This is a genomic window from Alkalicoccobacillus porphyridii (assembly GCF_007293315.1).
GTDB classification, from domain to species: domain Bacteria; phylum Bacillota; class Bacilli; order Bacillales; family Bacillaceae_D; genus Alkalicoccobacillus; species Alkalicoccobacillus porphyridii.
Window position 1 is genome coordinate 31,275 of sequence record NZ_VLXZ01000008.1, and the last position, 14,020, is coordinate 45,294.

Annotated in this window: 15 protein-coding genes; 13 read left to right on the top strand and 2 right to left on the bottom strand. The window is 32.9% G+C overall.

Features of this window, described 5'->3' with window-relative positions; all coding sequences use genetic code 11:
• The first annotated feature begins 530 nt into the window (after positions 1-530).
• The 6 genes from FN960_RS13260 (at position 531) to arsC (ending at position 4,790) form a co-directional block, all read left to right on the top strand.
• The gene (locus tag FN960_RS13260) at positions 531-1,184 is read left to right on the top strand and encodes an ATP-binding cassette domain-containing protein (protein ID WP_143849219.1); all 654 of its coding nucleotides are present in this window, start codon (positions 531-533) and stop codon (positions 1,182-1,184) included.
• Positions 1,185-1,621: 437 nt separating this feature from the next.
• A complete protein-coding gene (locus FN960_RS13265; protein ID WP_143849398.1) occupies positions 1,622-1,942 on the top strand; it encodes an ArsR/SmtB family transcription factor in 321 nt (106 codons plus the stop codon).
• 249 nt (positions 1,943-2,191) lie between these two features.
• Entirely contained in the window at positions 2,192-2,563 is a 372-nt protein-coding gene (locus FN960_RS13270; protein WP_143849220.1) for an ArsI/CadI family heavy metal resistance metalloenzyme, read from the top strand.
• A gap of 125 nt (positions 2,564-2,688) precedes the next feature.
• Entirely contained in the window at positions 2,689-3,033 is a 345-nt protein-coding gene (locus FN960_RS13275; protein ID WP_143849221.1) for an ArsR/SmtB family transcription factor, read from the top strand.
• Between the two features lie 19 nt (positions 3,034-3,052).
• Complete coding sequence (locus FN960_RS13280; RefSeq protein ID WP_143849222.1) at positions 3,053-4,351, top strand: arsenic transporter; 1,299 nt, start codon at positions 3,053-3,055, stop codon at positions 4,349-4,351.
• Between the two features lie 19 nt (positions 4,352-4,370).
• Positions 4,371-4,790, top strand: a complete 420-nt coding sequence (gene arsC / locus FN960_RS13285; RefSeq protein ID WP_143849223.1) for an arsenate reductase (thioredoxin) — start codon at positions 4,371-4,373, stop codon at positions 4,788-4,790.
• Between the two features lie 372 nt (positions 4,791-5,162).
• Here the strand turns inward: arsC and FN960_RS13290 are convergent, their stop codons facing one another.
• Positions 5,163-6,128 carry an ornithine cyclodeaminase family protein gene (locus tag FN960_RS13290; protein WP_143849224.1) on the bottom strand — a complete coding sequence of 322 codons (966 nt, stop codon included), beginning with the start codon at positions 6,126-6,128 and terminating at the stop codon, positions 5,163-5,165.
• Between the two features lie 313 nt (positions 6,129-6,441).
• On the opposite strand from FN960_RS13290, the gene FN960_RS13295 reads away from it, so the two are divergent.
• The 5 genes from FN960_RS13295 (at position 6,442) to FN960_RS13315 (ending at position 11,919) form a co-directional block, all read left to right on the top strand.
• The gene (locus FN960_RS13295) at positions 6,442-6,969 is read left to right on the top strand and encodes a GNAT family N-acetyltransferase (RefSeq protein ID WP_143849225.1); all 528 of its coding nucleotides are present in this window, start codon (positions 6,442-6,444) and stop codon (positions 6,967-6,969) included.
• 396 nt (positions 6,970-7,365) lie between these two features.
• Positions 7,366-7,617 (top strand): hypothetical protein, encoded by a 252-nt coding sequence (locus FN960_RS13300; RefSeq protein ID WP_143849226.1) that lies wholly within the window; start codon positions 7,366-7,368, stop codon positions 7,615-7,617.
• Positions 7,618-8,981: 1,364 nt separating this feature from the next.
• Positions 8,982-10,187, top strand: coding sequence for an MFS transporter (locus FN960_RS13305; RefSeq protein ID WP_143849227.1), 1,206 nt, complete (start codon positions 8,982-8,984; stop codon positions 10,185-10,187).
• Positions 10,188-10,218: 31 nt separating this feature from the next.
• Positions 10,219-10,803, top strand: a complete 585-nt coding sequence (locus FN960_RS13310; RefSeq protein ID WP_143849228.1) for a TetR/AcrR family transcriptional regulator — start codon at positions 10,219-10,221, stop codon at positions 10,801-10,803.
• Between the two features lie 378 nt (positions 10,804-11,181).
• Complete coding sequence (locus tag FN960_RS13315) at positions 11,182-11,919, top strand: class I SAM-dependent methyltransferase (protein ID WP_143849229.1); 738 nt, start codon at positions 11,182-11,184, stop codon at positions 11,917-11,919.
• A gap of 421 nt (positions 11,920-12,340) precedes the next feature.
• Here FN960_RS13315 and FN960_RS13320 read toward each other — a convergent pair whose 3' ends face one another.
• Positions 12,341-12,850, bottom strand: coding sequence for a DinB family protein (locus tag FN960_RS13320; protein WP_143849230.1), 510 nt, complete (start codon positions 12,848-12,850; stop codon positions 12,341-12,343).
• A 376-nt stretch (positions 12,851-13,226) separates the two neighbouring features.
• Here FN960_RS13320 and amaP point away from each other — a divergent pair, with 376 nt between their 5' ends.
• Together amaP and FN960_RS13330 are read left to right on the top strand one after the other, a co-directional pair.
• On the top strand, positions 13,227-13,778 hold the full coding sequence (gene amaP, locus FN960_RS13325; protein WP_185971030.1) for an alkaline shock response membrane anchor protein AmaP: 552 nt from the start codon (positions 13,227-13,229) through the stop codon (positions 13,776-13,778).
• A gap of 12 nt (positions 13,779-13,790) precedes the next feature.
• Entirely contained in the window at positions 13,791-14,000 is a 210-nt protein-coding gene (locus tag FN960_RS13330; RefSeq protein WP_143849232.1) for a DUF2273 domain-containing protein, read from the top strand.
• Positions 14,001-14,020 lie beyond the last annotated feature (20 nt).

Consider the following 14,020-nt stretch of genomic DNA (forward strand, 5'->3'; position numbering starts at 1 on the left):
GCAGATGAAGAGTTATCATCTTTGGTTTAAAGGGTTAATTGTGGCTTCCCTTTATACTGTCTTTCTTTATTTTATAATAGGTTTTCTTTTAACGTACGGCATCGTTTTGTTGTTACCAAATCATTTATTGTTTGATGAGAGTACGTTTCCATTCCATTCAATAATCACAACAAATAGTTTACTATTGTTGGTTTCTCAATACATTTTAATTTCATTGTCAGTCTTTTTGCTAGTGATGTTAAATATTCTATTTGTTTTCTTGATACATAATACTGCTTTTGCTTTTTTATTAACGCTTATCTGCTTCCTTGTATCAATCACAATCGGATATGTTTCTCCCAGTACGATAGACTTTTTACCTTTGGCTTATGGATTAATTGCATTCAGAGAACCACTAGACAGTTCTTTTACCTGGGTTTATATTTTTTCAATAATAAGTACCTTCATATTATATATCTTGGTTTTTGGAGTTTTTAAACTAAAAAAAGAATCCCTATTTAGAATACAGTAGGTAGAGGAGTTTGAGTGGGATGGGTACAATACTTGAGGTTAAAAACCTTTCGAAAGTAGTAAAAGGAGATTACTTATTAAAGAATATCGAATTGAAGATCGAACAGCCTAACATATATGGAATTGTGGGGCGAAACGGCTCTGGGAAAAGTGTGTTATTTAAAAGCATTTCAGGTCTGTTTGTTCCATCTGAGGGTTCTATAAAAGTCTTCAATGAAGAAGTTGGTACAGGAAGTTTTCCGAAAGATTTCGGTGCCTTATTAGACACCCCTGGATTTCTTGGACATTACTCTGGCTTTAGAAACTTGAAATTATTAGCTTCTATCCAAAATAAAATAAACGATGAAGAGATTAAGCAAGTTATTACTCTAGTTGGGTTAAATCCAAATGATAAAAAACCAGTGCGGAAATATTCACTTGGTATGAAACAACGTCTTGGGATTGCACAAGCCATTATGGAAAAACCAAAACTATTAATTTTAGATGAACCCATGAATGGTTTAGATGAAACAGGTGTGACTGAAATAAGACAAATGATTTTAGATCTTAAGAAAAAAGGAATCACTATTTTGGTAGCAAGCCATAACTCTGAGGATATATCAATCCTATGTGATGTAGTATATAAAATGGATAATGGACATTTAGATCTAATACAGGAAGAGCAAACTTATTAATCATGATGGATTGTCAGATGTTAATGAAGAGGAAACAGTTGAGATTGCAGTAAGCCTAAAGTGGTTTTGAGATATAAATAAGCGAATGATTTTTTGTAATATAGAATGATTATTCGTCTTTTAAGAGCAGAATTCTTTCCAAATTCTTTCCATAGCCATACGTTTTAAACTGAAATAGGTGTAAGAATGAAGGCTTTTGTATAGGTATTTGAGGTTAATGTAGTCATTTATACCGTTTCGCAAAATTGAGGGCCTAGTGAGGTTAAACTCGTGGAGGTTCGAGTCCTCTTAACCGCATATAATTTTTATGCTACTATCAAAGCTTTAAAAGGCTTTGATATTTTTTTGTTTATTAAATCAAATAAACTTGATTTAATGATGAATATAAAGTATACTCAATTTAATCAAATAAAATTGATTAATGAGGTGACAAGTTGATAACAAAATTAATTAACGTCCAAAATCAATTAGATCATGATTTTGATGTTTTTGAAAAACAGTTTAAAGCATTAGCTGATAAAAAACGATTACAATTGCTTCACTTACTAAGCACAAGGGGACAAACGTGTGTGTGTGATTTAGTAGAAGAAATGAATATGACACAATCGAAACTTTCATATCATTTAAAAATACTTATGAATGCTGAGTTGCTTAATAAAGAAACAAAAGGTACTTGGAGTTATTATAGTGTGAATGAAAGTGTAATGGATAAACTCCTATCTGAACAACTATGTTGTATTTTGAAGCCGTCTAAATAACGGTTTTCATTATATATTATAAATCAAATAAAATTGATTAAGGAGGGTGATGTGATGAGGATAATTTATGCTTTTCTATCTAGGTTTAAGAAATGTTGTCAGAATGCTGAAAGGCTCTACAGAAAATCAATTCTTAACAAACAAATTGAAGATGAACGAACTCAAATAGAGATGCGTTATTTTCAAAATGGAGCTTGTTGTGTGCGTTAAATCAAAAAAAATTGATTTATATTAAGGGAGGAACTAAATATGGTGTATGTTCACATAGGTATGAATGTAAAGAATATAAAAGAAAGTAAGGAATTTTATGAGCGTTTTTTAGGAGTTAAACCAGTAAAAGAAAAACAAAATTATGTTAAGTTCTTAACAGAGAAACCAGCTTTAAATTTAACATTACAAGAGGAAGAAAATTATGAAGGTAATCAAATTAATCATTTAGGTGTTCAAATTGAATCAAAAGATGATGTTTTATATCATAAAAAAAGATTAGAAAAAGAAGGTTTTTTTGCAAGAGAAGAAATGGATGTCAATTGTTGTTATGCCCTTCAAGATAAATTTTGGGTAACAGATCCTAATGGTATTGAATGGGAATACTTCTATACCAAAGAAGATATCGACTAAAACAAAAGAGAAGTGTCTTTATAGGCACTTCTTTTATAATGCATTAATATAAGTGGATGTTTATATAATAATTGACTTATATAATATCTCTGTCATATAATCAATTTGCGAAAGGAGTGAGAACATTGTTAAATGCACAAAAGCTAGACACAACAGATACGGTTACTTGTTTGAAAATTATAAGTGATCCAACGAGGTTGTTAATATTAAAACTTGTTGAGAATAAAGAGTATTGTGTGTGTCAATTTGTCGAGATGTTTGAGACTAGCCAACCTGCAATCAGTCAACATATTAAAAAACTGAAGCAATTGAACTTATTAATTGAAAACAGAAGAGGACAGTGGAGACATTATTCTCTCAATGTAAGTTCTTCATATTTTCCAATAGTTAAATCTGTTTTAGATCAAGTGGGTCATGATGATCCTTCTCTAGTAGAAGCATTAAAAAAGGAAAGACCGGTACAATGCTAGTCAGAGGAGGAAAATAGCCTTGAGTTCAGTTATCTTAGCGTCCAGTATTTTTGTTTTGACACTTATATTCGTTATATGGCAACCTAAAAACCTTAATATAGGGTGGTCGGCTTGTGGTGGGGCAATTTTAGCTTTGTTGTTTGGAGTTGTAAGCTTCACCGATGTAATGGATGTAACAGGAATTGTTTGGAATGCCACTCTTACCTTTATAGCCGTTATTATTATCTCTCTTATCTTAGATGAAATAGGATTCTTTGAATGGTCAGCTTTGCATATGGCAAGAATGGCTAAAGGTAATGCGGTTCTCATGTTTGTTTATGTATGTATATTAGGCTCTATTGTTGCGGCATTTTTCGCTAATGATGGTGCGGCTTTAATTCTAACTCCAATTGTTTTATCAATGGTTCGCTCACTTAAATTTAATGAAAAGATGGTATTTCCATTCATTATTGCAAGTGGGTTCATAGCTGATACAACTTCCTTACCTTTAGTGGTTAGTAACTTGGTGAATATTGTTTCTGCTGATTACTTCGGTATTGGCTTTGTTGAATATGCAACACGTATGATCGTGCCAAACTTTTTTGCTTTACTAGCAAGTATTCTAGTTCTTTATCTTTATTTTAAAAAACACATTCCAAAACGATATGATTATTCAGAACTGCAAGAGCCTGTGGAGGTTATTAAAGATCATAAGATGTTTCGTCTGTCATGGTTTGTACTAGGCGTATTACTAATTGGTTATTTAGTCAGCGAATTCTTACATATACCAGTATCAATCGTTGCAGGTGTTATCGCACTTATATTCTTAGTATTCGCAAGTAAAAGTACAGCCGTTGAAACGCGAAAGGTAATAATTGGTGCGCCATGGAATATAGTTTTTTTTTCCATTGGTATGTACGTAGTCGTGTACGGACTTCGAAATGTGGGTCTAACGGATGCTTTATCAGATGCCATCCAGGTAGTAGCCGATCAAGGTCTTTTTGTAGCTACCATGGGCATGGGATTTATAGCGGCAATACTATCTTCAATTATGAACAATATGCCTACAGTTTTAATTGATGCGATTGCCATAGCGGGAACAGATACAACGGGAATAACAAGAGAAGCTTTAATTTATGCCAATGTTATTGGAGCAGATTTAGGTCCTAAAATTACGCCAATTGGTTCACTAGCTACTTTATTATGGCTTCACGTCTTAACACAAAAAGGCGTTAAAATTTCGTGGGGAACTTACTTCAAGACAGGAATTATCATCACGTTACCGGTATTATTTATAACTCTAATGGGATTATATCTATGGTTACTCATTATCCATTAAAAGAAGGAGCAAAAATACGATGACTAAAAAAACAATTTATTTTCTCTGTACAGGAAATTCATGCAGAAGCCAAATGGCAGAAGGATGGGCAAAAGAATATTTAGCAAGCGAATGGGATGTGTACAGTGCTGGCATTGAAGCACATGGGTTGAATCCAAATGCCGTGAAAGCAATGAATGAAGTAGGTATTGATATCTCTAACCAAACATCAGATATTATTGATACGGACTTGTTAAACAATGCAGATTTTGTGGTTACATTATGTGGCGACGCAGCAGATAAATGTCCGATGACTCCTCCACATGTAAAACGAGATCATTGGGGGTTTGATGATCCTGCAAAAGCAGAAGGTACAGATGAAGAGAAATGGGCATTTTTTCAGCGTGTTAGAGATGAAATAGCAGAGCGTATTAAACGTTTTTTGGAAACTGGAGAATAATATAAAGTATCTATTCAAAAAAACGAATATTTTTATTTTTTGTCTTAATATCGTTCGTTTTTATTGGGTTGGTAAAGATGGGGGGGTGGTGTCTAAATGCTGAAATATCAAGGTAATTTAGGTTCACCAATTCTTCACCACGATATTTGAAAATGGATGTTATTATGTGAAATGGGCGCAATAGAGTGCAAGTGGTATGCGTGTTTGAAAGAGATAACACGTTTCCACGCCATTGAGGGCCTAGTGGGGTTAAACCCGTGGAGGTTCGACTCCTCTCAACCGCATATAAAACATTAATAAGAGTACTAAGGCTTTTGGCTTTTGTACTCTTTCTTTGTATTTGTTTTAGAAGAGACAAATTAGGAAGTAGAATTATCCCAAGAAGTTCATGTACCTTCCTTTATGTAACTTCTTTGCTCTTTGGTATACATACCAAGCGCTTATTAAATCTTGAAAAGCAAGACCAACTGAACCGTATATTGTAATCTGTTTATCGTTTATCCTCCCTGTTTTCTTTTCAGAGATAATCTCACCAATTTCAGCATAAATATCATCTTTTGATAACCCTGCTCCTCCAATAGCACCCATTTGAATTGACAGGTCTTTATCATCACACACAAATGTTGATTTTTTTATTAATTCAGCACTTACTTCGCATTTTCCAGGTTCATCTGGACCGAGTGTTGTAATGTGGATACCCTCTTTTATCATTGATGAGAACAAAAAAGGTTCTCTTGACCATGTAGCTAAAATAATAATGTCACAATCATCTACTGTTTCCTGTATAGTTTTACATATACGTATTGGTATGTTTAGTTCTTCTTTCATTTTATGAGCAAACGATTTTGAACTTTCTTTATTAGTGTCATAAACATTCACATGAGTTAGCTCTCTTAAGTAACTGAGTGAACGTAGTTGGAGTTGACCTTGAACGCCCGCCCCTATAATCGCAACTTTTTTAGCGTGACTATTTGCTAACATATGAGTACCTATCGCACATGATAGCCCGGTGCGTACTGCTGTAATATAAGTAGAGTCCATAATTGCCAAGAGATGTCCCGTTTCTATATCGTGCAGATTAATTACTCCCTTAATTGCAGGAGAGCTTTGAGGGAATTTAGCATGAACTTTAACTGTGTATGCAGGCACATTAGAGCTAAGACCAGGAAATAGAATCATAGCACTACTATCTTTAGTAGGAAGTGAAGAGTTTGCTCTTTGAGGTGCGATTTCACGATTTAAAGAATATAATTTAAATCCCTCTACTAAATGTGGATAGAGCTCTAGAGGGTTTAGTAATGACTCTATTTCATTTCGATTAAGTAATAACGTCTCCACGATATCATTCTCCTTATACCTTTTTATTATCTGAACAATGTTTACTATAACAAATTAAGAAACGATCAGCTTGACTTTATTACAGTATTTATTTTTCAAATTGAGGGACTAAGTAAAGTACATCTAGAAATACCAAGACTTAATAGAGTTTTGGTATTTTTATTTTTATTAAGTTCTCATCTTCTGCCATACATAATTTGGGTTGGTGTTATAATATATGCAATTATAAAGGGGTGGAATATGCCAGATAGTAAACTTAGTCTTGCAAATATATATAAGAAAATTCAACAAACATTAAAAGGAGAAGTGAAAATTGAGCGAATTGATTACTGAAAGACTTAAATTAAAAAAGGTTTCCCTTCAAGATGCACCAGCGCTTTTTAAAGTTTGGTCAAATCACCAAGTGACAGAGTTTATGAACATTTCACCAATGACTAATGTAAAGCAAGCACATGAAATGATTGAAATATTTCAGAATATGGATAAAAGTAAACAAGGTAATCGGTTCTCTATTTTAGAATCTGATCAAACGAAGCCTATTGGTTCTTGCGGTTTTAATTATTTAGATTCAAAAAATGACAGAGGTGAAATTGGTTATGAACTCTATGTTGATCATTGGGGGAAAGGGTTCATGACCGAGGCTCTAACGGAACTTGTTAGGCATGGTTTTGATAAATATAAACTTAACCGAATCGAAGCTAAGGTAGAGACTCAAAATCAAGCATCACAAATTCTATTAAAGAAACTCGGATTTAAAGAGGAAGGACTTTTACGTTCCTACGAAAAAAGTAAAGGTAGTTACATTGACTTAGTAATGTTTAGTGTATTAAAAGAGGATTAAATATTAAGGTTGAATTACGGTATAAAAACCCAATTTCTCATTTTGTATGAGAGGTTGGGTTATACTAATTAGTAAAGTTAAACTCATGGAGGTTCGACTCCTCTCAACCGCATCTTAAGGTACCAAGGCATTAGTAAGCTTAGGTATTTTTTAGATGCATATACAATATAAACATCCCCCAAAAAAAGATTAATTTCATTCTCTTTGATATCGACTTTCTGTACTTGAAGTGATCTTTTATAGAAAGTTTATAATTTTACTATATGATATTTTGTATAGTAATGTTTGTTTTGATATTAAATTAATTTAGGAAGTGTCTTAATAAAAAATTTTATGCTTGGAATATCGCCGCTTGTATTAATCTTATTTATAAGTTTTTTTGTAATTAAAAACCTTATGACTGAAGTAGGAGTTAATTTTGATTTATCAAGTGAGAACTTAGGAGGAATTCATCTAAAAGAAGATGTAAATAATCTTGATGAGATATTATTAGAAGAAGTTCCAGTAGAGTATATTAAGTATAAAAAGGTATATATTTATGATAATAAAGTTGAAGTAGCTGTTGATGATAAAAGGAAGATAAAAAAGGTTTCAGTTAATAAGTATTATGATGGGGAAGAAGAAAAATTAAATTATCATGGAGTTTAAATAAATAATAATATTGAAATTGGAGTTAATCAAGAGCTCGTTTTTGAGAAATATAATCAAGAATATTTCACTAGTCAAGAATTGGGGATGGGAGAATATTATCGTTATAAAGATGGTGACTCTGAACTTACATTTTGGTATAAAGATAAAAGCGATGGTATATATTTTCACCACGATATGTTTTTCGTAAGATACTCCATTTATCAATATCATAAATAACTGAAGCAACACCTGTACTTGAAAGTATTATTAAAGAGAATTAAATATAAGGTTAATAATACTGCAAAGTAATTGGATATTTGTGGAAATAATTATTAGGGTTATAATGTTTATTATTGTAGTCATACTCTCTCTTGTGATTATGTTTGAACGAATAAGAATTGGAAGACATAAAGATATTGAGAAACTGGTCGAAAGAAAAGTCAGAGAGGAAATAAAATAAAGAAGGAACAAAAATAATGTCTTTCGCTATAGGTTGTACTTTAAGTGTTTGGAGGCTAAAATCTTTCTAATTGTATAAAATACTAAAACTGAACCCATTAACAAAAAGCGTACTAGTTAAGTCTAGTGCGCTTTTCTTATTGTCAAAAAGGAAATCAACAATGAAATCAGGACGGCGGCTGTTTGATATTGTATTTAATTTGACTCGTTCGGGGGAATTGTACGCCGAGGACTCGTAATTAAGATGATTTAATATTTTCATCCTTATCCTTTTTCTTTTGAACAGTTGCAGCACTCATGAAGCTAAGTCCAGCGAAGATAAAAATAAATTGGAGAATAAATGAAGTGGAGTTGGAAAGAAACATAATTCCTCCGAGCACCAGAAATAAAGTTCCTGTAAGATAGTATAAGTTGGTTCTCAATATAATCACCTCGCTAATTTATACGCATTCAATTGAAAAGAGTTTCATTAATTTTTGATTATTTGAAGTAAGTAGAAGCGAGCAGATAGGAGAAATTTTTATTTTAAAAGATAAAATTTGGAATTATCGAGGTCGCAGAATTCTACCTCATATGAAAAATGAAAGAATGGTCTTTTTTGTGATCTTGTTGATCGAGATATTGAAGAAAACTTTGTAGCGTTTAAACTATCCTATGATGCCAGAAAGAAGCGTATTCCTATCCAAATGCCTCGAGTTCATATTGCGATCAATGATCACTAAGTATAGTAAAAATATATTACCTTATAAAATTGAGGGTTTAGTGAGTTTTAAAGTTCGACACCTCTCAAGGGCATCTCAGTAGTACCAGGGCTTTTAGAGCTTTGGTGCTTTTTTGTGTTTTTACTTGACATAAATTATTAAAAGACTTATATTGAAAACACTAACGACCGATCGGTAGTAAAGAGTCTAAGGAGAATAGGTGTGGAACAAATTTCATTATTTAAGAATAGAACATACATGTTGTTATTAACAGCTGGTATATTTGCTGTAGTAGGGTTTAGTATGTTCTTAACAACGACAACTTGGTATGTTGTTAGAGAGCTAGAATCACCGGAAATGTTAGGTGTCGTCTTGATAGCTGCCACAGTTCCAAGGTTACTTATGATTACATTTGGTGGAGTAATAGCTGATAAGTATAAAAAAACAACCATTATGTTTAGTACAAATTTGATTCAAAGTGTCTTATTGCTACTTTTATACTTGTTTGTAGTGACTGATAATATGACTATGATTGTGTTAATCATTTTATCTGCAGGCTTTGGAATGTTAGATGCTTTTTTTGGACCAGCAAGTACCTCAATGGTTCCTAAAGCTGTTCATAAATCACAGTTACAGCAAGCTAATGCTTATTTTCAAGGGGTAGATCAAGTTTCTTTTATTATAGGACCAATCCTAGCAGGGATTATTATGGAAACAATCGGAGTCTCAACAAGTTATCTAGTAGCAACTATACTTGTATTAGTATCTGCAATTTTTGTCTTTCCTCCTCTAATTAAGGAAGCGGAAGTAAAAAGGGCTGAAAAACAAAGTCCTTTAGCCGATTTATTAGATGGGTTTAAATATGTACAGTCGTCAAACTTTCTAATAATAGGTATATTAATTCTAATTACGTTAAACTTCTTTGTATTTGGTGTATTACACATAGCGATACCCGTACTAGTTGATGTTCATGGGGGTAGTCCAATTAATCTAAGTTATATGGAAGTGAGCTTAGGAGTTGGCTTAGCGACAGGTACATTCGTGTTAGGTTATAAAAAAATTACTAAGAAAGGTTTTACTTCTTTAATAGGGTTATTTTCGGCGCTGCTATTTTTCATAGTTTTTAGTTTAGCTCCTAATTTAACTGTATTAACTTCGCTTCTCTTCCTAGTAGGCTTTTCAATGTCATTTGTTTTTATACCAATCTTCACAGCAGTACAGGAAACAACTGAAATGCATTTAATGGGTAGAGTGATGAGTTTGATCTTTTTAGCTATGAACGGTTTTGATCCAATTGCCTATGGATTAATAAGTAGCTTTGTATCCTCAGGCTTTAACATACAACACATCTTGTTAGGATCAGGCATAATAGGCATAGTAGTGGCTGTTATATTATTTGTGAAAGGAAGAGAATTTAAAGCTATATAAATTTTTTGATTTTACAAGGAGAGGGTCGTTTTTGAGTACAAAAAAAGAAATCCAAAATATAAGTGTTGAACTATTTGCAAATTTAGGATATACAGGTACATCCATTTCTCAAATTGTAAAAAAAGTCGGGATAAAAAAGGCATCATTTTATTCTCATTATGAAAATAAAGAAAGTTTATTAATGGATGTAGTGTATATCATGACAAGCGAACATCTGATTTATGTGAGACAAACTCTTGAAGAAAGAATTCGAGGAGACATTGAGAGCAAATTATATCATTGCTTTTTGAAATTTATCCAGGATAGTCTGGATGACACTCCGGCTAATAAGCTGTTTAATCAAGTTACTCTAAATCCTCCACTAGAAAATAAAGGAGAGATTCATGAGATCATTAACGCTTGTTCAAACGAAGTCGACCAAATGTTTTCGGAAGTCATAAGAGAGGGACAAAAAAAAGAAAACATAACAACTGATTTTACAGCAGAAGATATAGTCTACAATTACTTTTCTCTGATTGAGGGGGTAAGCTTAAGTCAGAAATTTTATTCTCAAGACATAGGTCAAATAGAAAAAGCTTGGAAGATTTTCTGGAGAGGGATTAAAGAAAATAGTTAGAAATGTTAGCTAAATCAGTAGGGTATTAACATTAGATGAGAACGAGGCTGGCTCTCTTGCCTTGCATCTGGAAAATAATTGATATTGGTGAAACAATGGTTAACTATGTGCAGTTCCTTTCGCATCTTCGTTTCTTTGTTATTCAATTTATTCGTAATGAGAGAATTGAAAGTAAAACTGATATGTTGCTGGTCTAGATCAACTAAGTATACAAAAAAGGGTATATTGGATTTCGAGGGACACTAGGAAATATAATAGTTAATCTTTATTCTTATTTGTCTAAATTTCATTTTTATAGCCCATGAGTCTCACATTAATATCCGGAACCTTAAATTAGTTTCCTATGTAAGAATAATATAGTTATGAAAGGAAAAACAAATGAGTGATTTCTATGGAGAGCTTTGTACTAAGATGTACGAACAGGAGAAATCTTTAGCGGAAGAGAAGGAACTTGAATTTTATCTATCCTATGTTAAAAACCAAGAAATGAACGTTTTAGAGCCCATGTGTGGAAATGGTAGGTTGCTCATTCCGTTTTTACATAAAGGGATTAATATTGAAGGGTTTGATATATCGGAAGAGATGCTTAAAGTATGTAAAGAAAAAGGTGAGAAATTAAATTTAAATCCACATGTTTATAAACAAGGAATTGAAGAGTTTAAAAGTGAGAAACTATATGATCTTATTCTAATTCCTTTTGGTTCTTTTTCGCTTCTGCCTGATCGTATAGTTAATAAAAGTCTTCAAAATTTAAAAAGTGCCTTAAACAGTAAGGGCAAATTACTTTTAACTATTATGGAGAAAGGAAGAGAGATCAAAGAAGTCCTAGATTGGACAGAAACAAATAGAATAACATTTAATAATGAAACAATCGTTGAATACAAAAAGGTTACTTTCAATAAACAGAATGATATGATAGAAACGGAATTAAAATATCAATCGATTCAAAATAATATTGTTCAGAAATCAGAATTTATGAACTTTCCAATTAAACTCTATAATTTTAAAAAGTTCGAGAATACATTAAAGTCAAATGGCTTTCAGGATATATTGATTCATGTAGTAGAGAATGGGTACGGTGATGGAAGTTCATTTAAGGTTTTTGAATGTTCGTGAAATTATATGATTAAAATCCAAACAAAATGTACCTCACCATTTGTTAATCTTGTGCCAAAGAAAGATTAATTACTATTTTCTCAGTAGCTAATCTTCAAATTAATCAAGAAATGTATGAATTAAAGGTGAATAATCAAGTTTCTGTGATTCCACTAATAGAGTTTGAAATTATAGCCATTCTAATAGACATGTGAAATGTCGTGTGAGCAGAGAGTAATTATTAGAGGAAGTCTTGGGGCACTCAAACAATTAAATGTTCTTCCGTAGTGGTGGTGAATAGGAGATTTTAAATTATAAATTCCTCACCACTATAATTGAAAACTACTAATATTAAAATGAGTGGAAATGTGTGCAAACCGTGTGGGCTGAGATAATACATTTATGTTATTACAATAGGGCCACGTTACAAGTAGAATAAGATTTATAAGTATTTTTCACTAATCACCTTCCTATGGTGTAACTCGTGTCCTGCAATGCCATATGCAATGGTACCTATTGAAACTGGACTGTTCATTACATTTCCAGTTCGAACCCACTCAGTATCATCAAACGTTGAAATGAGGCTTAACGTGTTGGAGCGCACTGTGTCTAAACCAGTTAGTAACTGTTCCCAAGCTAATTTGTTGAAGTTTGCTGCAGAAACGTATTGATTCTGATCCATTGGTGGTAATGGTTCACTTTCATTTCGTGCGATAGCAAGCATTCGATACGACATCACGCGTTCCGAGTCAGTCATATGCCCAATCACTTCTTTTAAAGTCCATTTCCCTGAGGCGTACGCCTTACTTGCTAAATCCTCTTTTACACTGCTTAAGAGGTTGATCGTCTTAGTTCTTTGCTTATTAAGTATTTCTTCAATATCTCCATCGGGGACAAGACTAATAAACCTCTCAATCTCTGGATTTTGAATAGATAATGGTCGCGAACGCATAAAAACCCTCCTTTTTAGAATGATTGCATTGCAAGTTGTGAGACTGTCATCAAACAGTTTAGCTCAATGACAATTATCTCAAATTTCCAAAAACTCCGCAAGAATATATGTCGTTTAGTACAAACTTTAATTATTCTTTAATTATTACTTTTGCACATATTAGCGATTAGGATAGATCATCCCATTCCGTACTGAAACAGCAGCTATTTTCAAAAATCTGAAATTATCATCCAATATTTACTAGGTTTCATTTGCTCAAAAATGAGGAATGGTATGGTCGAGATGGTGCACCCTCTCCAAAGAGATTAAATTAAATAGATAAAGCCATCCTTTTGTAATGGAGTTATGCTGCTTTATTAAGAAAGGAAGCGAGAGTGTGAACCTAGCCATTCGATTCATTATCGGTGTTTTTTCCTTACTCACACTACTTTTAAGCGGAAGTGTTTTACTAGAGATAACAGGAATATACGATCCTTTGAATGAACTGTTAAATGTGCAGCAATCAAATGAGATCTATTGGATCTTAATTGGTGTTCTTACCTTTATAGGACTCGTAGCCTTGATTATGTTTATTACAGCTTTTAAATCAAGCGAGATCTCTGAGCGCAACTATCAATCCCCTACGGATATAGGTGTGATAGGTATCTCAAAAGATTCAATTGAATCAACGGTTTTACGAATCATTAGAAGATTTGAAGGTATGCGCTCTGTTGATGTTCACTCAAGTATTTCTAAGAAAACACAGCAGGTGACAGTAGATGTAAGCTATTCTCCTTTTGGACCAAGTCCAGTCCAGGAAAATGCAAAGAAGCTTCAAGAAACAGTCAAGACTGAGCTCGAAAGCTGGCTTGAAATACCTGTTAAAGAAGTGAAAGTACATGTAAAGCATGAGCCACATTCACCAAAAAAACGTGAACGCGTCATTTAAGGAGGAAGCGTAATGAATCAAGAACTATTCATGCGCTATCGAGGGCGCATTCTAGGGTTATTGATTGCCATCGTATTTAGCATTTTGTTTCTTACGATAGGCTTTGGATATACATTAGCTGTAGGAATATTTGTGTTAATTGGATATTTAATCGGCAAGTGGGTTGATGGCGATTTAAATGTGGGTGCCTATATTGATGCACTTTTTAGCAAAAGAGATTAATCTAACTTTAGGGAGATGTT

Coding starts and splice junctions, on each gene's coding strand:
- FN960_RS13260 (WP_143849219.1), top strand. CDS start 531: ATGGGTACAATACTTGAGGTTAAAAACCTTTCGAAAGTAGTAAAAGGA.
- FN960_RS13270 (WP_143849220.1), top strand. CDS start 2,192: ATGGTGTATGTTCACATAGGTATGAATGTAAAGAATATAAAAGAAAGT.
- arsC (WP_143849223.1), top strand. CDS start 4,371: ATGACTAAAAAAACAATTTATTTTCTCTGTACAGGAAATTCATGCAGA.
- FN960_RS13300 (WP_143849226.1), top strand. CDS start 7,366: ATGACTGAAGTAGGAGTTAATTTTGATTTATCAAGTGAGAACTTAGGA.
- FN960_RS13315 (WP_143849229.1), top strand. CDS start 11,182: ATGAGTGATTTCTATGGAGAGCTTTGTACTAAGATGTACGAACAGGAG.
- FN960_RS13320 (WP_143849230.1), bottom strand. CDS start 12,850: ATGCGTTCGCGACCATTATCTATTCAAAATCCAGAGATTGAGAGGTTT.
- FN960_RS13330 (WP_143849232.1), top strand. CDS start 13,791: ATGAATCAAGAACTATTCATGCGCTATCGAGGGCGCATTCTAGGGTTA.